Annotated in this window: 19 protein-coding genes; 13 read left to right on the top strand and 6 right to left on the bottom strand. The window is 51.2% G+C overall.

Features of this window, described 5'->3' with window-relative positions; all coding sequences use genetic code 11:
• Positions 1-742 precede the first annotated feature (742 nt).
• Positions 743-3,034, bottom strand: a complete 2,292-nt coding sequence (locus tag NW212_RS08650) for a bifunctional dihydroorotate dehydrogenase B NAD binding subunit/NADPH-dependent glutamate synthase (RefSeq protein ID WP_258338251.1) — start codon at positions 3,032-3,034, stop codon at positions 743-745.
• A gap of 342 nt (positions 3,035-3,376) precedes the next feature.
• On the opposite strand from NW212_RS08650, the gene NW212_RS08645 reads away from it, so the two are divergent.
• Entirely contained in the window at positions 3,377-6,454 is a 3,078-nt protein-coding gene (locus NW212_RS08645; RefSeq protein ID WP_258338250.1) for a TonB-dependent receptor, read from the top strand.
• 37 nt (positions 6,455-6,491) lie between these two features.
• Entirely contained in the window at positions 6,492-7,997 is a 1,506-nt protein-coding gene (locus tag NW212_RS08640; RefSeq protein WP_258338249.1) for a RagB/SusD family nutrient uptake outer membrane protein, read from the top strand.
• Positions 7,998-8,151: 154 nt separating this feature from the next.
• On the opposite strand, the gene NW212_RS08635 is transcribed toward NW212_RS08640, so the two are convergent.
• Entirely contained in the window at positions 8,152-9,480 is a 1,329-nt protein-coding gene (locus NW212_RS08635; protein ID WP_258338248.1) for a hypothetical protein, read from the bottom strand.
• A 488-nt stretch (positions 9,481-9,968) separates the two neighbouring features.
• Between NW212_RS08635 and NW212_RS08630 the strand changes: the two genes are divergently transcribed.
• The 10 genes from NW212_RS08630 to NW212_RS08585 all read left to right on the top strand — a co-directional run bounded on the left by NW212_RS08630 (position 9,969) and on the right by NW212_RS08585 (position 17,704).
• A complete protein-coding gene (locus NW212_RS08630; RefSeq protein WP_258338247.1) occupies positions 9,969-10,370 on the top strand; it encodes a hypothetical protein in 402 nt (133 codons plus the stop codon).
• The gene (locus NW212_RS08625; RefSeq protein ID WP_258338246.1) at positions 10,367-10,645 is read left to right on the top strand and encodes a tetratricopeptide repeat protein; all 279 of its coding nucleotides are present in this window, start codon (positions 10,367-10,369) and stop codon (positions 10,643-10,645) included. The genes NW212_RS08630 and NW212_RS08625 overlap by 4 nt, the downstream gene beginning before the upstream one ends.
• Positions 10,646-10,660: 15 nt before the next feature.
• Positions 10,661-10,891, top strand: coding sequence for a 4Fe-4S binding protein (locus tag NW212_RS08620; protein ID WP_022354230.1), 231 nt, complete (start codon positions 10,661-10,663; stop codon positions 10,889-10,891).
• A 26-nt stretch (positions 10,892-10,917) separates the two neighbouring features.
• Positions 10,918-12,003 (top strand): 3-methyl-2-oxobutanoate dehydrogenase subunit VorB, encoded by a 1,086-nt coding sequence (locus NW212_RS08615; protein ID WP_258338245.1) that lies wholly within the window; start codon positions 10,918-10,920, stop codon positions 12,001-12,003.
• 1 nt (position 12,004) lies between these two features.
• Positions 12,005-12,214: a hypothetical protein gene (locus tag NW212_RS08610; protein WP_258338244.1), complete on the top strand. Its 210-nt coding sequence runs from the start codon at positions 12,005-12,007 to the stop codon at positions 12,212-12,214.
• Complete coding sequence (locus tag NW212_RS08605) at positions 12,211-12,984, top strand: thiamine pyrophosphate-dependent enzyme (RefSeq protein WP_258338243.1); 774 nt, start codon at positions 12,211-12,213, stop codon at positions 12,982-12,984. Before NW212_RS08610 ends, NW212_RS08605 begins: the two co-directional genes overlap by 4 nt.
• A gap of 12 nt (positions 12,985-12,996) precedes the next feature.
• Positions 12,997-13,545 carry a 2-oxoacid:acceptor oxidoreductase family protein gene (locus NW212_RS08600; protein ID WP_258338242.1) on the top strand — a complete coding sequence of 183 codons (549 nt, stop codon included), beginning with the start codon at positions 12,997-12,999 and terminating at the stop codon, positions 13,543-13,545.
• A gap of 217 nt (positions 13,546-13,762) precedes the next feature.
• A complete protein-coding gene (locus NW212_RS08595) occupies positions 13,763-15,856 on the top strand; it encodes a putative porin (protein WP_258338241.1) in 2,094 nt (697 codons plus the stop codon).
• A gap of 21 nt (positions 15,857-15,877) precedes the next feature.
• The gene (locus tag NW212_RS08590; RefSeq protein WP_258338240.1) at positions 15,878-16,702 is read left to right on the top strand and encodes a transporter substrate-binding domain-containing protein; all 825 of its coding nucleotides are present in this window, start codon (positions 15,878-15,880) and stop codon (positions 16,700-16,702) included.
• 12 nt (positions 16,703-16,714) lie between these two features.
• Complete coding sequence (locus tag NW212_RS08585; protein ID WP_258338239.1) at positions 16,715-17,704, top strand: Gfo/Idh/MocA family protein; 990 nt, start codon at positions 16,715-16,717, stop codon at positions 17,702-17,704.
• A 90-nt stretch (positions 17,705-17,794) separates the two neighbouring features.
• Here NW212_RS08585 and NW212_RS08580 read toward each other — a convergent pair whose 3' ends face one another.
• Both NW212_RS08580 and NW212_RS08575 read right to left on the bottom strand, forming a co-directional pair.
• Complete coding sequence (locus NW212_RS08580; protein ID WP_258338238.1) at positions 17,795-19,435, bottom strand: OmpP1/FadL family transporter; 1,641 nt, start codon at positions 19,433-19,435, stop codon at positions 17,795-17,797.
• A gap of 37 nt (positions 19,436-19,472) precedes the next feature.
• The gene (locus NW212_RS08575; RefSeq protein ID WP_258338252.1) at positions 19,473-20,744 is read right to left on the bottom strand and encodes a hypothetical protein; all 1,272 of its coding nucleotides are present in this window, start codon (positions 20,742-20,744) and stop codon (positions 19,473-19,475) included.
• Positions 20,745-20,928: 184 nt separating this feature from the next.
• On the opposite strand from NW212_RS08575, the gene prmA reads away from it, so the two are divergent.
• Positions 20,929-21,792, top strand: coding sequence for a 50S ribosomal protein L11 methyltransferase (gene prmA, locus NW212_RS08570; protein ID WP_258338237.1), 864 nt, complete (start codon positions 20,929-20,931; stop codon positions 21,790-21,792).
• A gap of 218 nt (positions 21,793-22,010) precedes the next feature.
• On the opposite strand, the gene NW212_RS08565 is transcribed toward prmA, so the two are convergent.
• On the bottom strand, positions 22,011-22,703 hold the full coding sequence (locus tag NW212_RS08565) for an AbgT family transporter (RefSeq protein ID WP_258338236.1): 693 nt from the start codon (positions 22,701-22,703) through the stop codon (positions 22,011-22,013).
• The gene (locus NW212_RS08560; RefSeq protein WP_258338235.1) at positions 22,696-23,418 is read right to left on the bottom strand and encodes a DUF5932 domain-containing protein; all 723 of its coding nucleotides are present in this window, start codon (positions 23,416-23,418) and stop codon (positions 22,696-22,698) included. Before NW212_RS08560 ends, NW212_RS08565 begins: the two co-directional genes overlap by 8 nt.
• Positions 23,419-23,434: the final 16 nt, after the last annotated feature.

Below are 23,434 nucleotides of genomic sequence, written 5' to 3'. Positions count from 1 at the left end.
AACCGTCCTGAAGTTCTGCAATGACCAGGCCGGTGAATTGCTGGGGATTTCCATGAAGCATTATAATGTCAAGTTTGCAACGGTATAATCAACTAGAGCCGCATACACCATTAATAACTTATAAATCAATCTGATATGGCAACACTTAAAGTAGTCGTAAGAAAAAAAAGAGAGCTGACGGATTTTATCCAGTGTACATTTGTGTTGTCCACCGTTCAAGAATGGGTTATATTAAAACCGATAAACTCATTACGGACAAGCAAATCACCAAAAATGGAGCCATGAAATGTAAAGCCGATGTAAGCCTATGTAAAGCAGAAAAACCGCTTCGAATTATTTGCACCTTTCAGACCTCCGTCCGCAACTGCCTATAAACAAACAATTTTCGCCATTTTGCCCATCACCATTGAAAAACCGCTTCGTTATACGCCCCATAAAAGTACACCAAATCAAAGCTTTCATTCCCCTCGGATGATGCCGTCAAAAAGACCGTGTATCTTTCGCTTATGGAGATCGAAAAGAAATGGACGATGCCTATTTCAAACTAGGGACTGATTATGAACCAGTTTATGCTTATATTTGAAAACAGAATCCAGATATAAGAAGAAACTTATAACGGAATCCTGTTTCCATTTACACAAAATTTTGGACAGTGTCTTTCCTTTTCCGCACACTGCGGTCTTTCCGTCCGGTTCATTTAATCATGGCACACTTTCTTCATTTATATCATGCCTGCCGCATCTTATCCGCGCAGCTGCTTGTCCATTGCGGCGGCGGCATGACGTCCGTCACCCATTGCCAGAATCACCGTAGCACCGCCACGAACGATATCGCCTCCGGCGTAAATGGTCGGGATAGACGAGCGCATGTTTTCGTTTACAGCGATTGTTCCCTTGCGTCCCAGCTCAAGGCCTTCGATTGAGTTCGGCACAATCGGATTCGGAGAAACTCCTACACTCACAATGGCCATATCAATGTCTATGGTTTCCACTGCCCCGGGAACAGGAACCGGACTCCGGCGTCCCGAAGCGTCAGGTTCGCCCAACTCCATCTTCTGGAGCACCACCTGCTTCACGCGCCCCTGCTCATCAGCGATGTATTCAATCGGATTGTGCAGGGTAAGAAACTCCACGCCCTCCTCCTTTGCATGTTTCACTTCTTCAATGCGGGCGGGCATTTCTGCTTCCGAACGGCGGTAAATGATCATGGCGCGTTCGGCTCCCAGACGTTTGGCAGTACGCACCGAATCCATTGCAGTATTTCCGCCTCCGATAACGGCAACACGTTTCCCGAACGGAACCGGCGTGTCCGAGTCCTCACTTGCAGCATCCATCAGGTTGACACGCGTCAGATATTCGTTGGACGACATGATATTGATGGAATTTTCTCCCGGAATATTCATGAAGTTAGGCAGGCCGGCTCCCGACGCTACAAATATACCCTTATAGCCTTCAGCCTCCAGATCGGCCACACTGACTGTTTTTCCGATGATGCAGTCCTTCACAAATGTAACACCCATCTTCGAGAGGTTCTCGATTTCCACGTCAACGATCTTGTTCGGGAGGCGGAACTCAGGAATGCCGTACTTCAGCACGCCGCCGATTTCATGCAAAGCCTCGAACACCGTTACGTCGTAACCCTTCTTCGCCATATCCCCGGCAAACGAAAGTCCGGCAGGTCCCGAACCCACTACAGCGATCTTAATGCCGTTTTTACCGGCAATCTCCGGCACCGAAATCTGTCCGCTTTCACGCTCGTAATCGGCAGCGAAACGTTCCAGATAACCGATGGCAACAGCTTCGTGCCCCATCTTCAGATGGATGCATTTCGATTCGCACTGCTTTTCCTGCGGACACACACGGCCGCACACGGCAGGCAGCGCGCTCGTCTGCTTCAACACCTTGGCAGCGCTGAGAAACTCACCCCGCTCGATATTTTTGATAAAGGCCGGAATATTGATGCCGACAGGGCAGCCTTCCATACACGAAGGATTCGGACAGTCCAGGCACCGTTTCGCTTCGGTCAGCGCCTGTTCCTCATTCAGCCCCAGATTTACCTCTTCCTTGCGGCTATGCGAACGGTATTCCGGGTCAAGCTCATTCATCTTCACCCGCGGAATGGCAGTGCGTTCCTTCGGTTTCATCTGCTTGCGGAGCACTTCACGCCACGGAGCATTCCGGTCGGTCAGACTGTCTTCGGCTTTGCAAGCCTGCGGATGTTCGTCCAGCTTGTGAATTTCTTCACGCTCCACATCCCTAAAAGCACCCATACGTTTCAGCATTTCATCGAAATCTACCTGATGGCCGTCAAATTCCGGACCGTCCACACAGACGAAACGGGTCTTTCCCCCAACCGTAATGCGGCACGCGCCACACATGCCTGTCCCATCCACCATGATGGTATTCAGAGAAACATCAGTCGGAATATTGTATTTCTTGGTAAGCAGACACACGAACTTCATCATGACAGCCGGACCTATGGCAAAACATTTGTCCACCTTCTCGCGCTTGATAACTGCCTCAACTCCTTCGGTAACCAGTCCCTTGTTTCCGTAAGAGCCGTCATCGGTCATGATAACCACCTCGTCAGAGCTTTCACGCATTTCCTTTTCTAAAATGATCAGTTCTTTTGTCCGTCCGGCAAGCACGGTAATCACACGGTTTCCGGCAGCCTTCAGTGCCTGCACAATCGGAAGCATCGGAGCCACTCCCACGCCGCCCCCGGCACAAACCACTGTTCCGAAATTCTCGATATGCGTAGCCTTTCCCAACGGCCCCACCACATCAGTGATATAATCGCCTTCGTTCAGTTCGCACAAACGGGTAGACGACAGGCCGACCTCCTGCACCACCAGCGTAATGGTTCCTTTCACAGGGTCAGCTTCTGCAATTGTCAATGGCATACGTTCGCCCTTTTCCCCCACACGTACAATCACAAAATGTCCCGCTTTGCGCGACTTCGCTATTAAAGGAGCTTCAACCACAAGCTTGAAGACCTTTTCTGAAAAATGTTCTTTTGAAAGAATTCTGTTCATCTTCTACTATCGGATATAAGTTAGTTATTCAAGATCATGTCAGATTGACCCCCACAAAGTTAGCGCAAATAATGACATCTTCAAAAAACTTTTCCAACAGATTAAGCCACCCGACCGATGGTGCATTCTGTTAATAATACGCTCCAACGCGTAATGTTTGGCTCCCTCCGTTTCACATTGCAGAATTATTCTACAGATTTCCACAGTTTTCCCTTTCCGTTCCGACAATCTTCCGCTTGCACTATCTACTGATTTGCAGTATTTTATAAACCATGACGTTCTTTTACCGGCACGCGGGCACATTCTCTGCCTGCACAACAAAAAGAAACCAAAGGAAGGAACATGGAAAAGTTAAAAATCTTATTGCTTTTTGCAATAGGACTTACAAGTCAGGTCCTATTTGCGCAAAACCGCACCATTCAAGGGATTGTCACATCTGCCGAAGACGGAGAACCGCTTATCGGCGCAACTGTTGTGCTCAAGGACAACCCTTCTGTGGGCGCCGCGACCGACATCAACGGCCGCTATACATTCACGATACCGGAAAACGCCAAAGTGCTGGTTGTATCTTATCTTGGAATGAAAACGCAGGAAGTGCGCATCATGCGGAGCAACAAACTGAACATTGCCCTGCAGCCCGACGAACATCTCCTGCAAGAAGTGGTGGTGACCGGTTATGGCAACTTCACGAGATCATCGTTCACCGGCTCGGCAAGTACGGTACGGGCGGATATGATGAAAGACATTCCCGTGATGAGCGTAGAACAGAAGCTGCAAGGCATGACCAGCGGCGTAAGCATTACAAGCAGCTCCGGACAGCCGGGAGCAACCCAAAGCATCCGCATCCGGGGCATGGGATCGTTCAACGCCTCGCAAGAGCCTCTGTTCGTTATCGACGGCGTTCCTGTCACATCCGGAAGCCTGAGTACGGGAGGCTACGACGCTTCGTACATGAACAACTCCAAGACCAACATCATGAGTTCGCTGAACCCTTCGGACATTGAAAACATCACGGTCATCAAGGATGCAGCAGCGGCCTCACTGTATGGTTCACGGGCTGCCAACGGAGTGATTCTCATCACAACCAAGAAAGGAAAGTCCGGAAAAACGAAAGTCAATCTGAACATTTCAGGAGGGTTCTCCAATGCCGCTGTGAACTTCCGCCCCACACTGAACGGCGAACAACGCCGCGAACTGCTCTATGAGGGCCTGGTGAATTACGCATCCGACCAGGGGATGGAGTCCCCAACCGCTTATGCCGACCAGCAGATTGACAGCTACGCCTCTGTTCCTGCCCTGGGGTATACCGACTGGCGCAAAGAACTGCTCCGCACCGCTACCCAGCAAGACTACGAGGCTTCTGTTTCGGGAGGCGGACAAAGAACCACCTACTACTTTTCGCTCGGATACAACAAGCAGGAAGGTCTGGCAAAAAATTCGGGCCTGGAGCGTTACTCCGCACGCCTGAATCTTACACGCAAAATAGGAAGCATCGCCGAAGTGGGAGCCAACATCATGTTCTCTCAACTGAACCAGGAACTGAATGAAGAGCGTACCTCGGCCATCAACCCCTTCTTTGACGTAGCGGTCAGCATGAATCCGTCGATGACCGTCCGCGATGAAAACGGCAACTATACAGGCGCATACGAAGGATCGACACTCAATCCGCTGAGAGATATCCTGACTGACTATAACCGGACGCGCATGACCAGGATGTTCTCGACAGGATATGCATCCATCGAACTTGTCAAAGGACTGAAGCTGAAAGAAACGCTCAGCTATGACTATAATATCCAGAAAGATTCCCGATACTACAATCCGTTAAGCTCAGCAGGACCCAAGAGCGGAAGCGACGCGCGCACGGCCAAGGGCTTTATCGAATATGGAAAAATAAATTCGTCCACTTCTCTGAATTACATCCACACGTTTGCCGGCAAACATCACCTGGATGTGCTTGCAGCCTACGAACTGGAACGCTACGACAACGACCATGCGGTGGGAGAAGCATACAGACTGCCTTCGGATATTCTTACCGAACCCGACAATGCCGCCGTCATCAACGCTTTCAACTCTTCTACGCAGGACTACAGGATGATTTCGTATCTCTCCCGCCTGAACTACGACTACGACGGACGTTATTTCGTGGCCGGAAGCTTCCGCAGGGACGGAAGTTCGCGCCTTGCCCCGGGAAACCGGTGGGGGAACTTCTGGTCTGTATCGGGCATGTGGTACATCAGCAACGAAGCTTTCATGAAGCCTTTGCAGAATGTGCTCACCGATTTGAAGATCAGAGCCTCATACGGCGTAAACGGCAACCAGCCCAACAGCCTTTACGGATACATGGGACTGTATTCTTACGGACAGAACTATATGGGAAATGCGGGGTCGTATGAGTCGTCACAGCCTAACCCCGGACTGAAATGGGAAAAAAACTACAATCTGAACATCGGACTTGACGTGGCGTTCATCAACCGCATCTTCGTAAGTCTGGAATATTACAACCGGGACACGAAAGACTTGCTGTATAACATGCCTATCAGCAACACGACAGGATTCACCAATTATCTTGCCAACGTGGGGCAGCTGAACAACAAAGGATGGGAACTTGAACTGCGCACAATGAACTTCTCGACCAGCGATTTCAACTGGACCACCGTCTTGAACCTGAGCCACAACAGAAACAAAGTCGTATCGCTCAACGGACAGCTCGACCAGTCGATCGAAGGCAACTGGTTTATCCATAAAGTGGGCCTTCCCTACTATACCTTTTACGTGAAGGAGTTTGCAGGGGCAGACCCGCAAACGGGAAAAGCCCAATACTATCTGAACACGCAAAACGAAGACGGATCCTATAACCGCGGACTGACAACCAATCCGGATCAGGCACAGTCGGTTCCCTACAAGTCGGTTGAACCGAAAATCTCGGGAGGACTGACAAACATGTTCGACTACAAAGGCTTCGACCTGAGCTTCACCCTGACCTATTCGCTCGGAGGATATTCTTTCGACAGGGCCGGCACTTACATCGAAAACGGGACGAACAGCATTTATGGCGACGGGGCAGGGTCAAAAGGACGCAACCTTCCGGTCTATGCGCTCGACCGCTGGCAGAAGCCGGGAGACCAGACCGACGTTCCCCGCTTCGTGTTCGGTGAAGCACCGGGACCCAACAACTCTTCCCGCTACATCCACAGCACGAACCACCTGCGCCTGAAAAGCCTCACTTTGGGCTATACCTTGCCCAAGCAATGGGTGAACAAGGCGTTCATCGACAATGCACGCATCTATTTTTCGGGCAGCAACCTGCTGACATGGGCAAAATGGAAACAGTATGACCCCGAAACTCCGGTAAACGGAGAAGTGCTCTGCGAAACTCCGCCCATGCGCACATTCAGTTTCGGCGTGCAACTGACATTATAAACACATAAGCAACCTGAAAACATTAAAAAACGATTATATGAAACGATATTCCAAATATTTGCTGCTGGCGGCTTCATTGACAGCCGCCTCCTGCTCCGAAAGCTGGCTCGACCTGAACCCGTCGACTTCTGTCACTACAGAGCAGGCTCTTTCTACGGTAAACGATTTGCAGACAGCCTTAAATGGCGTGTACCGTGAAACATCTCAACACAGCTATTACGGTGACAACTACTGGTACTACGGCGACTGCCGTGCCATGGATGTGCAGGCGCGCGAAGGCAAAGACTCCGGCCAACGTGTGTCGCCCTATTATGAATACAACGCCATCGCAACAGACAATCTCAACATTGTCTTGCCGTGGCAGCGGCCTTACATTGTAATCCGTCAGGCAAACAACATCATCCAGCACATCGATGAAGGAAGCATCACCGACGGCGATGCAGAACAGCTTGCCGCAATCAAGTCCGAAGCACTCGTGCTCCGCGGACTGGCTCTTTTCAACCTGACACGCTTTTTCGGAATGCCTTATACATACGACAACGGTGCATCACCGGGCGTTCCAATAGTCACCAAAGCCGTTACACCTGACTATCTTCCGGCCCGCAATATAGTGGCCGAATGCTATGCGCAAGTAGTTGCAGACATGACTGATGCCTTGTCCGGCCTGAGCAGGGAGCGCCGTGACGGTTATGTCAACTATTGGGCGGCGCAGGCACTGCTCTCGCGTGTCTACCTCGACATGGGCGAATACCAGAAAGCTTATGAAGCGGCAACCGATGTGATACAGAATGCAGGCGCACTTTATTCATTATACACAATCAGCGAATATCCCGGTGTCTGGGGACAAGACTTTCAGTCGGAGTCGCTCTTTGAACTGTATATCAGCACCACAGAACCGTCGGAATGGGGCGGAGGAACAGGAGGAGAAGGTGCTCCGATGGTATATGCCAACGAAAACTCCACCGACTGGAACAACCTGATTCTGACGGAAGACTATCTTACGCTTCTGGAAGAAGATCCGGACGATGTGCGCCACAGTGTCACGCAGTATTCAAGGATCGAAAACAATGCCGCATTGCCCGGAGCCGCCCGCAACCGCAGGGTGTTTCTCGGCAAGTTCCCCGGAAAGACCGGCGACCCGAAAGACAACAACATCTGCATCATACGCCTTTCTGAAGTTTACCTGAACGCCGCCGAAGCCGGCGCTCATCTGGGAGGCGCAGCTTTGTCGGAGTCACGGGGGTATCTGAACACGCTCATCAGCCAGCGCACGCCTAACGCCTCGATGCAGGTAGCTTCGGATGCCGACCTTACGGTTGACCGTGTGCTGAAAGAACGCAGAAAAGAGCTTGTGGGCGAAGGGCAGATATTCTTTGACTTCCTTCGGAACAAGAAAACGATCACCCGCAAGGGAGGATGGCATCTGGGAACGCTGGAAACAGCCAATGCCGAAGTTATCGAACCGACCGACCTGCGCATCGCCCTGCCTATTCCCCAAACGGAAATCGACTCGAATCCGAACGTGACCCAAAATCCGAGATAACATACAAACTTGCAACAAGTCCGCCCCTCGCCTGCAGGAACGCCCCTGAATATCTTTGGCGCATGCCTGCAGACGAAAGGCGGACAATTGCCGACACATGCAGCCACAAACACTTGCCGAATACAAACACAACAAACGCCTCATTAACCTGCGTTCATTTTCTTACCTTTTTCTTTATAGGAAGCAAAGGAAGCCCCCTTGTCATCAGCAATTCCATGTCGCCCACACCGTCATAATATTTAATTTGAGGAGCTGTATCCTCTGGATACAAGCCCAGCTCAGGATAAGCTTTTACTAAAGAATATGAGCTATGTCCTCTGACAAAAGACCTCCAGTGCGAATAATTCAATTTGTCAGACAAGCCGATTCTATATGGCGGAGCTTTATACACATAACGTGCCGGCGGTGACTGCACACCGCTAAACGTATATATCGAACGCACCTTCTCGCCGCCCTGCAGAGCAGGAAGCCATTCGCTCCTCACTATCAGAGCAGCAAGAGCATTGCCCATCAGGCTGTCCGCCGTTTCTATATGCAGGTTGCTCACACTCCCGTCACGCTCCACAACAAAAAATCCTGCATAACGGACACGTTTGTCCACTTTCAAACTATCACGCAATGTACGCAAGAAGCTTTTATCACTGCCATACTCACTCCGGACCTCCGGATTAAGCACAATCATGTCAAGGTCCGAAGGGGCAGACGAGGAATTCCTGCAAACTTCGTCCACGCACACGGCAAACTGCGCATTGCGCCCACCGTCATGCGGACGGATGACAACCCTCTCCTCTACGGATACCGGTACCGGACGGCGGCTCTCCGTCAGAGCCGGCTCCCAAAGGGGAGAACGCTTCAGAAGCCTCTCAAGCTCCGACCTGACAGACGCATTGCCGCATCCCTCCACACGGACATCCTCCATACACCCTTCTTCCGAAACCGTATAGCACAGTGACAACGTATCGCAATAGCCGGAGAAATCGGAGTGACGGGGGAAACGGAACCTGGAGGAGAGCCACTTCACGAACGCTTCCCTCCCGTCAAGATAGCCACTCTTCTCTCCCTTCAACGGAAAACGGGGAGGAAGGTGACGGCCCACGCACAGAACATCCTCACGCAACGTGTCGGGCATCAGCGAGGGAAAGTCAACCTCCACAAGCTTATAGATGTCATCCATGCCGCAGCCACCAAACCTGCAACGCGGGGCGCGGGACACTACGCCCTTTATTTCACGCTCAAAGGCAGGGCTGAGCGTGTTCACGCCGCTCGTGATGAAAACCCTTCCGTCCCAAGCCGAACTGACCACGAACCGCTCCACTCCGGCCACGCCGTAACGCGAAGCCCCTTCGGGAAACCTCACGTGACCGGAAATCCATTCCGCTATTTCATCAAGCGTAAAGAGTGAATCGCCCCGCCCTACGGCAGGCTGCGCATTTGCGCTGGCGCAACAGAACAAGAGGGACAATCCTAAAATCTTCCACTTCATTTTATGCCTAATTTAAACATCCTTTCATCTGTCCAAATATACGAAAAATTCTCCTAAAAAACAATACGTTTCCACATATAGAACCACCGTAACCGACAAAAAACATTTCTCTGCCATACACGTTTCTTTCCGAACATAATGACACCGGAAGCGGCTTTTTCATAACCGGACAATCCGTTGAAAACAACAAACCAGAATCGTTTTCACTGCAAAAGCAAGGCATCATCCCCTCCAGAAAGCTCTCCGAAGAAGAAAAACTGCCGATTACAAGTCCAAAATGTCCCGACATTCAAAGCAAAACACCGCGGTCTTTTCACAAAAACGAGCCGACATTTGCAGTAAAATGTCCCGTCACATAAAACAAAAGGCGGCGGAAAGCCCTTTCAGCCGTCCTCAAGCCGCCTTCTTCTCTCCGAAACGGACGAAGAAAAGCACAAAGGCAAAAAGACGAAAAGAAACTCCTCTCCCGGAAACGACGACAAAAAGCAATGAAAAACGCAGCACAGAAAAACATTTTCCGGAAAAAGGCACAACCGTCAGACAACCGGACCGCATTGCGATTCATCTTCCTGCGTTTTTCCCTGCCTCCCCCACATCCGGCCGCAAACAGCGCATTCTCATCAGGCGGAAACAGCATTTTGTCAGAATGTCAATCCCTCCAAAAGAAAGAAGAAAAACGCCTGCACGCCAGTCCGGAGAGCAGTTGGTTAAATACGCAACCTTTTCAATTACAATCATTATGCCGGGCGACAACGGACAGACAGACAACGGCTTACAATTACGAAACTATTTTATTTATCAATTTCCAAAATGATTTGTCCGGAAAAAACGGATGTGGTATCAAATTAAAGACTATCTTTGTGAGGTTACAACCAACAAGAAAAGCATGAACGAATTATTGGCAAGAATCAAGCGACAAATCAACGACGGCGACGTGGACGGAGCCATCATCAGGCTGAGGGAGATTATGGCCGTTTCGCCCGAAACGAATGCCGAAGCCTATTACCTTCTGGGAAATGCTTACCGCAAGCTGGGCAACTGGCAGGGCGCGCTCAACAATTACCAGGAGGCTATCGCCCTGGATCCCGAAAGCCCTGCGGCTGAAGCGCGCGACATGGCGCTCGACATCCTCAGCTTCTACAACAAAGACATGTTTAATCAATAAAGATACGTAAGACTTATGGCTAAAATGAAAGGTGTGGTCGTTGTGAATACCGAACGGTGCAAAGGATGCAACCTCTGTGTGGTTGCCTGCCCGCTCCACGTATTGTCACTCACCCCGAAAGTTAATCAGAAAGGATATAATTTTGTCCAGCAGGTAGTGGAAGACACCTGCAACGGATGCTCTTCATGCGCCATCGTGTGCCCCGACGGATGTCTGACCGTCTACAGAGCAAAGTGTGAAGAATAGAATCAACTACAAAAAAGAAAAGAACTATGACAGAAGAAGTCGTTTTAATGAAAGGTAACGAAGCCATCGCGCACGCGGCTGTACGCATCGGCGTGGACGGTTACTTCGGATATCCTATCACTCCCCAATCGGAAGTATTGGAAACTCTTGCCGAGCTGAAGCCGTGGGAAACGACCGGAATGGTCGTCCTCCAGGCCGAAAGTGAAGTTGCGGCAATCAACATGGTATACGGAGGCGCAGGAAGCGGAAAGATGGTAATGACCTCGTCTTCAAGTCCGGGTGTCAGCCTGAAGCAGGAAGGAATCTCCTACATCGCAGGCGCCGAGCTGCCCTGCCTCGTGGTGAACGTGATGCGCGGAGGGCCGGGACTGGGCACAATCCAGCCAAGCCAGGCCGACTATTTCCAGGCCACAAAGGGCGGAGGGCATGGCGACTACCGGCTTATCGTGCTGGCTCCGGCATCCGTGCAGGAAATGGCCGACTTCGTTGACCTTGCCTTCAAGCTGGCATTCAAATACCGCAACCCGGCCATGATCCTTGCCGACGGAGTAATCGGGCAGATGATGGAGAAAGTGGTGCTTCCGGCACCCCGCCCGCGCCGCACCGAAGAGGAAGTGATCGCGCAATGCCCGTGGGCATCAACCGGATGCAAGGGACGCAAGCCGAACATCATCACTTCGCTCGAACTCGACCCGGCCGTGATGGAACAGCGCAACCTGCATCTTCAGGCCAAATATGCGGAAATCCAGGAGAAGGAAGCCCGCTACGAAGAAATCCACTGCGAAGATGCCGAATACCTGATCGTCGCCTTCGGTTCGTGCGCGCGCATCGCGCAGAAGTCAATGGAGCACGCACGCGAAATGGGCATCAAGGTAGGACTGCTCCGCCCCATCACGCTCTGGCCCTTCCCGGGCAAAGCCATCAAGGAAAGAGCCGGACAGGTGAAAGGCATACTGGTGGTGGAACTCAACAGCGGACAGATGATTGAAGACGTGCAGCTGGCCGTCGAGTGCAAGGTTCCGGTTGAACATTTCGGCCGTCTGGGCGGCATCGTTCCCGATCCGGACGAGGTGATTGAAGCAATCCAGACCCAACTGATAAACAAGCAGTGACATGAACATCCAACTGATTAGAAACATACTGAACATTCTGTTCATGGTCGGAGCCGCCGCCTCCATTGTCCTTTTCTTCACCGCAAGCGAGGACTATCCTTTCCTGTACATCTATGTATGTATGGTTTCAATCGTCATCAAAATGGCAGAGTATGTACTGCGTTTCTTGCAAAAAGACAAAATTAAAAGAAGAAGGAGAAGAACATTATGACTAAAGAAGATATAATGAAGCCCGAGAACCTGGTTTATCAGAAGCCTCGGCTGCTGAACGATAACCCTATGCACTATTGTCCGGGATGCAGCCACGGAGTAGTGCACAAGCTGATTGCGGAAGTGATCGAAGAAATGGGGATGGCCGAAAAGGCTGTCGGCATCAGTCCGGTGGGCTGCGCCGTGTTCATGTACAACTATCTCGACATCGACTGCCAGGAGGCCGCCCACGGACGCGCCCCTGCCCTGGCCACCGCCATCAAACGCCTGTGGCCCGACCGGCTGGTGTTCACCTACCAGGGCGACGGTGACCTTGCCTGCATCGGAACGGCGGAAACGATCCATGCGCTGAACCGCGGCGAAAACATCACCATCATCTTCATCAACAACGCCATCTACGGAATGACCGGCGGACAGATGGCTCCGACCACGCTGCTGGGCATGAAGACTTCAACCTGCCCTTACGGACGCATCCCGGAAGTGCACGGCTATCCGCTGAAGATGACCGAAATAGCAGCCACCCTGCAGGGGACCTGCTACGTGACCCGCCAGTCGGTGCAGTCGGTAGGAGCCATCCGCAAGGCGAAAAAGGCCATCCGCAAAGCTTTCGAAAGCTCGATGCAGGAAAAAGGCTCAAGCCTCGTGGAAATCGTTTCGACATGCAGCTCCGGATGGAAGATGACTCCGGAAAAGGCAAACAAATGGATGGAAGAGAACATGTTCCCGTTCTATCCGCTGGGCGACTTGAAAGATACAACTGAAACCAAATAAATCCTGAATCGTATGAAAGAAGAAATTATCATAGCCGGCTTCGGCGGACAGGGAGTGCTTTCCATGGGAAAGATTCTCGCCTATTCGGGACTGATGGAAAACAAGGAGGTGACATGGATGCCGGCATACGGACCGGAACAGCGCGGAGGTACGGCCAACGTGACCGTCATCATAAGCGACGAGCGCATCTCCTCTCCGATTCTCAGCAAATACGACACCGCAATCATCCTGAACCAGCCCTCGCTGGCCAAATTCGAGAGCAAGGTGAAACCGGGCGGCGTACTGATATATGACGGATACGGAATCATCAACCCTCCCACACGCAAAGACATCCGCGTGTTCCGCATTGACGCCATGGACGAAGCGAACGAACGCAAGATGGCCAAGACGTTCAACATGATCGTGCTGGGCGGTCTGCTGAAAATCCGTCCGGTCGTGTCTGTCGAAAGCGTGGTCAAAGCACTCTACAAGACGCTTCCCGAAAGACACCACCACCTGATCCCGATGAACGAAGAGGCCGTAAAAATCGGCATGGACATCATCAGGGAGGTGGAAAAATAAAGGAAACAGACCGCAGACAAGGCAAACAGACACGGAGCCGCAGAGAAAATGCCGGATGCTCATCCGCATAAATCCCTGAAGCTCCGTGTTTCTGCGCACGGCCGCCTGACAATCGCAACGCGGCTCCATGCCAGAATCCGGCCGATCATTCCGGCTTAACTTGTTTTTTGACTGCCACTCTTATCTTTTCGCATTTTTATTGTATCTTTGTCCCGTTATGAAAAAGATACTTTTTGCAGCGATACTCATCCTCTTGTGCGGCAATCTTGTTGCGCAGAACATGATACAAAACCAATACAGTCAGTACGGCACATCTGCTTCCGGCCTCAACAGCAACCAGTATGACCGGAACGGAAATCCTATTGACACTACTTCTGTCATAGATGCCAACACGATACCTATCGGACTCCATGCATGGAAGATTGAAGAAAGGTTCGGAGAAAGGACACCCGTACCTGTAGACACACTGATGCACGGATTCCAGAACACCAACGACACCGGAGGTCCCACCGGACACTATTCTTTTTTGGGAAACCTGGGAGCGCCGCGCATCTCGCACGTATTCTTCGAACGCAAGGATCCGAGCCAGTTCTTTTTCTATGACCCGTACGACTTCACGGTACGCAAGCCGAGCGACATCATCTACACCAACACAAAGTCGCCCTTCACCAACCTCACTTACTACAAGCAGGGTGACGGCAGGTATGGAGAAGAAAGGTTCAAGGCTTACTTTGCCGTAAACGTAAACAAACGCCTGGGATTCGGATTCGACATCGACTATACGTACGGACGAGGAAAATATCAGAACCAGTCGACCGCCCTTTTCAACGGAAACCTCTTCGCATACTACCACGGCGACCAGTACGAAATGCATTTCAACTTCATCAACGAAAACCTGAAGGTGGCCGAAAACGGAGGTATAACGGACGACAGATACGTAACGAACCCGCTGGAAATGGCGGAGGGAGAACGCACATACGAAACCTACAACATCCCCACCAACTTGGCTGACGTCTGGAACAACAACACAGGCTACCATGCGTTTCTGACACACCGCTACAACCTGGGGTTCTACCGCGACGTGACGCAGGAAAACGATACGGTCACCAAGCAGGTGTTTGTCCCGGTAACGAGCTTCATCCATAGTGTCAAGGTGGATGTAGACCGCCGAAAATACGTGTCATACGATGTAAGCCAGAACAACGATTATTTCGAGCACAACTATCTGGGAGCCGACTCATTGGACGTAACCCGCCATTTCTCCATCAAGAATACGGTGGGGATTGCCCTGCGCGAAGGTTTCAACAAGTGGGCAAAAGCAGGGCTTACCGCTTTCATGAGCTTTGAACACCGCAGCTTCACCATGACGGACACCATCACCGGAAATCCGAGACAGCGAATCGCTACCGCACACAAGGAGAATGTGCTGTCAATCGGCGGACAGCTGATCAAGCAGCAGGGAAAGACTTTCCACTACAATGTGACAGGAGAAATCGCGATGCTGGGCGAAGATGCCGGACAGTTCACGGTGGAGGGAAACGGGGACTTAAATTTCCGCCTCTTCAACGACACTGTAAGACTGGAGGCCAACGCATACATCAAAAACCTGAATCCGACTTTCTACTTCCGTCATTTCCATTCCAAACACTACTGGTGGGACAATGACCTGTCGAAAATAATGCGCACCCGCATCGAAGGGAAGCTGAGCATAGACCACTGGCGCACCCAGCTGAAAGCCGGAGTGGAAAACATAACCAACTATACATACCTGGACAATGCTTCCGTAAAATACACCGCCGAGAACGGAGATGTGAGCTACAAGAATGACATGGCCGTCCGGCAGCATTCGGGAAGCATCCAGGTGTTCAGCGCAACCCTGAGGCAGGACTTCAAGCTGGGAATCCTTCATCTGGACAACGAAGTGACCTATCAGAAAACAAGCAATGCAGACGTGCTCCCGCTGCCGGAACTCGTGCTTTACCACAACCTGTACATCAAGTTTGCTCTGGCAAAAAAGGTGCTCAACATAGAAATGGGAGCCGATCTGAGGTATTTCACCCAATACTATGCGCCCGACTATGCGCCTGCGATCGGGCAGTTCTATCTGCAAAACCGCGATACCAGATACAAGCTGGGAGCTTATCCGATGATTAACGGATATATCAACCTGCACCTGAAACGGACAAGAATCTTTGTGCAGATGTATAACCTGCTTCAGCGCGACGGCGACAAGAGCTACTTCTATATCCCGCATTATCCGCTGAATCCCCGTATCCTGAAAATCGGAATCTCGTGGAATTTCTTCGACTAACGCCAACAACCCTCTACATTCATGCTAAGGAAACACACATATTATCTGGCAGCAGGCGGAATTGTCGTCTTGCTCATCATAGGCGGACTCATCAGTGAAAAGAAGGATGCAAAAGAGCAGACCGCCCCGAGAGATTATCCGGAAATAATGGAAGCGGGAGCACTGAACGCCGTAACAGAATACAACGCCATCAGCTACCACGTGGACAAAGACACCATCGACGGATTCGACTATGAACTGCTAAACGCATTTGCCGAAGAAAAGAAGCTGAAGCTTTCGGTTACTCCGGAAATGAGCTTTGAGGAAAGGCTGGAAGGAATAGTCAAAGGGAAATATGACATTCTGGCAACAGGAACGGTGGTTACCACCCAGTTCAAAGACTCGCTGCTTTTCACAAAACACATCCTGCTAAGCAAGCAGGTGCTGGTGCAGCGGAAGAAAGAAGAAGGAAAAGACAGTCTCTATATCAACAGCCAGCTGGAGCTGGGACACAAAACGCTGCACATCATAGAAGGCTCTCCAGGACTGCTGCGCATCCATAACCTCATCAATGAAATCGCGGATACCATCTATATCAGACAAGTGAAAGACTACGGTCCCGAACAGCTGCTGGCAATGGTTTCGGCGGGCGACATCGACTATGCCGTATGCGACGAAAACATCGCTTCGGCCTCACTTGCCGCATTCCCGAACCTGGACATCAGCAAAGATATCGGATTCACCCAGTTTTACGCATGGGGAGTAAACAAGCATTCGCCCGTCCTCCTCGACACGCTGAACAACTGGCTGGAGAGATACATGAAAACGGACAAATACAAAAAACTGTACAAAAAATATTTCAACTAAACTTTCAGGCCTATGAGAATACTTGAGAACGTAAACTGGGGCTTCATCGGCTGCGGTGAAGTGACAGAGAAGAAGAGCGGCCCCGCATTCAACATGATTGAGGGATCGAAGGTTGTGGCGGTGATGAGCCGGGAAGAAGAAAAGGTAAAGTCGTACGCCATGCGGCACGACATCCCAAACTGGTATACCGATGCCCAGGAACTTATCGGGGACGAAAATGTAAACGCAATCTACATAGCGACTCCCCCTTCGTCGCATGCCACATTCGCCATCATGGCCATGAAAGCAGGAAAGCCGGTGTATATCGAAAAGCCGATGGCCGCCAGCTACGAAGACTGCACACGCATCAACCGCATCTCCAAGGAAACGGGCGTGCCGTGCTTTGTGGCGTATTACCGGAGGTATCTGCCCTACTTCCAGAAAGTGCGCCAGCTGGTTGAGGAAGGAGAAATCGGCAATGTAATCAATATACAGATCCGCTTCGCCCAACCTCCGCGCGATCTTGACTACAACAAAACGAACCTGCCGTGGCGCGTGCAGCCCGACATCGCAGGAGGCGGTTACTTCTACGACCTTGCCCCTCATCAGCTGGACTTGTTGCAGGACATGTTTGGCTGCATTCTTGAAGCGGAAGGCTACAAGAGCAACCGGGGCGGACTGTATGAAGCTGAAGACACCATCAGCGCATGCTTCAAGTTCGACTCCGGACTTCCCGGATCGGGCTCGTGGTGCTTTGTCGCCCATGAATCGGCAAAAGAAGACCGCATTGAGATAATCGGCGACAAGGGAATGATCTGCTTCTCTGTCTTCACCTACGAACCGATAGCGCTTCACACGGAAAGGGGACGTGAAGAGATTCTGCCGCCCAACCCGCCGCACGTACAGCTCCCGCTGATCAAAGCGGTGGTAGAACACCTCCAAGGCAAAGCCATCTGCACGTGTGACGGCATCAGTGCCACGCCGACCAACTGGGTGATGGACCGCATTCTGAACAAGCTGTAAGAAACAGGGCGCACCAAAGAACAAAGCCGCAAAGTCCGGAATCTCTTCTGAACTTTGCGGCTTCAGTCTTTTCTACAATATGTATTTCGCTTAAAAATGTACGCCTAAAGTAAACAGCAGCTGATGACGGTTGTGGTTAACTTTCGCTGCAGAATTACGCCCTACAATCGAGTTTCCGTCATCGGAAAAGCGATAGTCGTCAAACATATAAAAATCCGACTTATAGAAATCATATTTATATGCCACATCGCAATAGAAAGCCGAGCCTCTATATCCAAGTCCCAAAGTCACAGTGTTGCGTGCCTTCAGATTATGGTACTCCGGATCCGTGCGTGTTTCATCAAAAATAATCTGATCTGCATAGTTCGTGACCAGATTCGGAACATAACGGGCAGAATTGTCCTTAATCGGTGAAGTCACATAATTATACCCTGCACGGAAACTGAATGCGGGAGAGAACTTGGCTTCCATCCCGACACGGAAAGTATGCGTATCCTTCAAGTATTTGTCTACAGCTTCATTGGAGGAAGTGAGATCATAATTGTCCAGATCCTGGAACTTCACCGAACCGTATGCCGCATATTCGTATTCCGCACCGATAGCCAAGACATCACTGACGGTTGTACCCATGCTTACATTCACTTTCCACGGTGTATTCATCTGGTACTCCCACACATAGCTTCCCCCAGAAAAATAGTCCGAAAGATTCTCTGTATATGGTTGAGGCATAGCCAACACATCCGTACTCAACGAAGCATGATAGCGGTCGGTCACAGAATACCACACAGGAGTATGCACTGCCAGACCGATGCGGAACGGAGAATACTCGAACGGACGGATAATAGCTCCAAACTTCAAGTCGACTCCTGTTCCGTCGGCACTATACCAGTTATTCAAGGTAAAGCCACCGTTATCGTTCCCGTTGTCATCAAGAATATTTTCATAATACGACGAATAGCGGTTATAGTTGATGTCATAGATGCCCAATGTCAGTCCGAAATAGAAACGGTCCTGCACGTTGAACGAAACATTCAGGTCATAAGCATTGATGCCCCCTTCTTCACGGCTGTAATACTCGCCGCTGGCACCGTTCCAGCCCATCATATAGAAACCGCTGTCGTCTGTCACATCATCCACCAGACCGGTACGCACCCCCATCGAACCAAGGAACGGAGTGCCATAATAATTAGATGAAGTATAGGGGTTTTCTGCGTCAAGAAGGGCGTTGTAACTGTCCTGCTTAGTATATGCCCCTGTTCCCACCATCATGCTCCACATCTGCCATGTCAGCGACGAGCCGTTCAAGCTCCCTCCCGAGGAGAACAGACGGTTGAAGTTGGCCACCTTATGATAATTGAAAGCAAAGTTCAGATAACGCAGGCTGGTCTTGTTGCCTATCTTCGAGCTGTATACGATGCCGGCCTGATCAAACGAGGCACGTGTGCGGTCATCTTTCAGCACCGTACCTTCCAAGGTGCTCTCGGTCATATTTTTATTGAACCCGAACGACACAGACACATCGTGGCTTCTGAACAGGCCGATACCTGCCGGATTTGTCCCTATCACAGAAATGTCCGCTCCCAGAGCACCCATTGCCCCGCCCATGCCGACAAAACGCGCAGTACCGTTCAACTCAGATCCCGAAATACGGGCCGCATCATATTGAGTTTGGGCCATGGCGGACGATACCGCCATGAAGGCCACTCCCAAAGAATATATTCTATTTTTCATTTTCTTCCATGTTTTTTCAGTTCATTCATTATGCACGTCATCTTCTGCGGCCGCCTCCGCCGCCTGAAGAGCGAGTTACGCTTCTGCCTCCGCCAGAACCACGACTGAAGCTACTGCCGCTGCCCCGGCTGAAACTGCTGGAACGGGAAGTGTTCTGATAACTGCTGCGTGTATTCGTGTTATAATTCCTCTGATTCCCGTAATTTACGCTGCGACGGGTGCTGCTCGGACGGTTATAAGTAGAGCCGCTGCGGTCCACTCCCATACTCGGACGCGTATATACGCCCTGTGAACGCGATCCGGCACGTGTTCCCGTAACCGTTTCTCCCCGTCCGCGAATGGCAGTTCTTCCTGAACGCACGGAATTCACCTCACCCCTTGTTCCAGACGATCCCTGCACGACGCGTCCTATTGAAGAACGGCGCACGGAAGAAGCGCCCCGACCCGAAGCGATATTTTCCGAAGGGCGACGCACGCCGTAGACAGTTCCACCTGAAGAACGGCGCGTCACCGAAGTTCCAGCCCGCTGATACCTTGACGGACGGTAGTCGGTGTAGTCTCCGCGCCAGCCGCCTCCCCATCCGTAATAAGGATAGTGATGGTGATGCCAGCCGCCCCAGTAGCCTGCATACCAGCCGCCGTACCAGCCGCCCCAATAGCCGCCGTACCAGTATGGAGAATACCAGCTGCTGTAATACCACGGAGAGTACCAGCTCCATCCCCAGCCCCAGCGCGGACCGGCTATGCTCCAGTTCCAGCGCCAGTCCCACCACAGCGGATTGGAATAGGTCGGGAATACATAAGCATAAAGCCCGTCATCGTATACGTTCCAGTCCCACGAAGGGAAAGTGCCGTATACCACGTCCCAGTACAGCGGACTGCTGACCGGAATGGCATACGCCGGGCTGCGGAAGCGGACGATCCGCATGGCATATTCATAGTCATCCTGCGAACCTTCGAAACCGTTCACCCATTCTCCACGCTCGCCAACGGGCTTCTCCTCGATATATAAGGTATCATTCCGATAGCTGAACGTATTGTCGCGCGAAGTATAACGCCGGTTGTACTCGTCTACATCGCGCATCTTTCCAGCAGCATCCTTCACTACAACCGTAGATCCCGGAGCCGCATACACAGTTGTGTTCGACGACTGTTTCGGAACCGCCACCGTCCTCTCAACCGGAGCGGCGGCTTCCTTCTTCGCTTCCGTCTTCTTTTTCGGAACGAAATAAAGGTCGTCGTTACTCTGAGCCATCACCAGCCACGGAAAGCCGGCCAACAGCAGCGAAGCAAATATTCTACTTTTCATCATATCGCCTTAATTTTATAATTCCCCTTTTTATTCTGATACAAATTTAGGAAGTTATTCGGAGTCTGCAAGCAGGAAATCCCTATTTCCGCATAGGGATTTCCCTAAAAGCTGTATCTTTGTGCACGGACAAACAACGATCCGGCGGAACCATGTTCCGCCACACTAAACCCGCGATATACGTATGAAATATTTTGAAGTAACCTTTAATGTGCAGCCGTACAGTGAAACGGCCACCGATGTACTGTCGGCACTTGCAGCCGACATCGGATTCGAGAGTTTTGTTGAATGCGAAAAGGGCATGAAGGCCTATATACAGCAGGCATTGTTCGACGAAGACACGCTGAAGCAGACCGTAGGAAACTTTCCCATTCCCGGCACGGCAATCACCTATACCATCGACGAACCGGAAGACAAGGACTGGAACGAGGAATGGGAAAAGAATTTCTTCCAGCCGATTGTCATCAGCGACCGGTGCGTCATCCACAGCACTTTCCACAAAGATTATCCGAAGGCGGAATATGACATTGTCATCAACCCGCAGATGGCTTTCGGCACAGGACACCACGAAACCACCAGCTCCATCATAGCCGAGCTGCTGGACGCAGACCTCAGCGGAAAATCGGTGCTCGACATGGGGTGCGGAACTTCCATCCTCGCCATACTTGCCAGCATGAGAGGGGCCGATCCCGTAACCGCCATCGACATCGACGACTGGTGTGTGAACAACTCGCGCGACAACATCGCCCTGAACCGCATCTCAAACATTACGGTAGAACTGGGGGACGCATCCCTGCTGAAAGGACGGAAACCGTTTGACGTGATCATCGCCAACATCAACCGGAACATCCTGCTCAACGACCTGCCGGCCTATGCCGCCTGCATGCATCCAGGCTCTGAAATCTACATGAGCGGCTTCTATGTGGAAGACATCCCTGCCATCCGCGAAAAAGGAGAAAGCCTTGGAATGGAGTTCGTGCACCACCGCGAGAAGCGCAACTGGGCCGCAGTGAAGCTGGTCATGAAAAACCCCGGTTCCGCCGGCTGACAGAAACAGCCTCTTCCGACAGTGAGATACGCCGGCGGAGGCATAAATACATTCATCTCCAGCCTGGAGATATGCATCTTTAGCCTAAAGACGTGTATTTTCAGGCTGGGGATTTGTATCTCTAGGCTGGAGATACAGAATCTGATGTGCAACCATTCATTTTCCGCCGTCTTTAAACGAAATCCGGAAACTGTCATCTCGTAACCAACAAAAGCGCGTCAACCGCTCCTCCCCAACAGCAATATGCAGACAATCCAGCACAGACCTTCCGTCACATCATCGGACACCCCGGCAGCTCTTGCCATGCCGGAATAGTCCAGACAGGCAAAAAACAGAAGGACAAAATACAAAGTGACAAAGTATGAGGCCTTCCGCGCAAACAGAAAAGCCATGCCCCGGACAATATCACGGTCGGACACATAAGTGTCGGAAGAGAAACCGTAAACAACCGATGCCAGGCCGATTCCCAATGATATCAGACACCAGATGCCCTCCTCGAACGACGACCCGGAAAGCGTGCCGCTCACGCTCCGCACCAGATTCCACGGTCCCCACGCAAGAACAGCAAGCGCACAAAAATAAACAAGGAAAAAAGACACAGACACAAACAAGGCATGACGTTCCTTATGCGAAACAGAAGCTTTATGCCTGAAAAACTTCAGGCAGATTCTCCAAAGACCGGAATGAAAGAACAAGCCGCAGCCGAGAAACAGGACCAGCACGACAGGAACAATCTCCGAACAGACATAAAGCTTGCCCGCAGAATGAAGCATCCAGCGCAGGCCTTCGCCGCTGAACAGACTTTTCACCCCCTCCCACTCGTAAACAGTGCCTACCCACGACATAAACGCAACAAGCACCGTGAGCAGGAAAAAGCAAGCGGCCGGATGCAACAAGGATTTTCTATTCATCGTCAGGCTCCAGGTTATCGATATCCAAAATACGTAGTTCGAAGGCCCGTGTCACCAGCCGGCAGGCATTTACGCCAGTACGTTCGCTGGGCTTGAACAGGCGGTTGACAAGCTCGTTCTGACGCTTCTCTATCGACTTGACCCCAAACGGCATGCCTTTGAGGTTTGTGATCATTTCTTTCGTATACCCCAATGCCAGATGACGAAGCAGGCGTTCGTCATATTCGTCGATATCATAATCCACAATCGCTTCCTGCCTGCGCTGTTCCGCTTCAACCGTCTGCTTGAAACGCTCTACGATCTTCTCAAGAATCGGATAATTGAATACCAAGCGCTTGCCGTCCATAACAGCCTGCACATCGGTTGCTGTAAGCAGTTCACCGGTTTTCAGGATGATACCCACCGCCCCCGCATTAAGCGCGTCGACCCAAAGTTTCTCATTGAGCACCTCGCCCGTAAAGATAAGCACTTTCAGTTCCGGACGTTCCCGATGCAGACGGGAGCATATTTCAACACCGATTGTAGTCGAGCCTCCCAGTCCAAGATCGAGCAACACCATATCGGGCGTCTTCGCTTCAAGCAGCGTCCAGAACTCTGCTTCGGTCATAGCTGTCCCTATAACTTCAGCATTGGGTATCTCATGACGAAAAATCTCTTCAGTTCCTTTCAACTCGAGTTTTACGTCTTCAACAATAATCACTTTAAATTTATCCATATTATGCAAATTCTGT

This window comes from Bacteroides sp. ET225 (assembly GCF_024733745.1).
Taxonomy (GTDB): Bacteria; Bacteroidota; Bacteroidia; order Bacteroidales; family Bacteroidaceae; genus Phocaeicola; species Phocaeicola excrementipullorum.
Note: the sequence above shows the minus strand (reverse complement) of the source record. Positions and strands in the feature narration are given on the sequence as shown.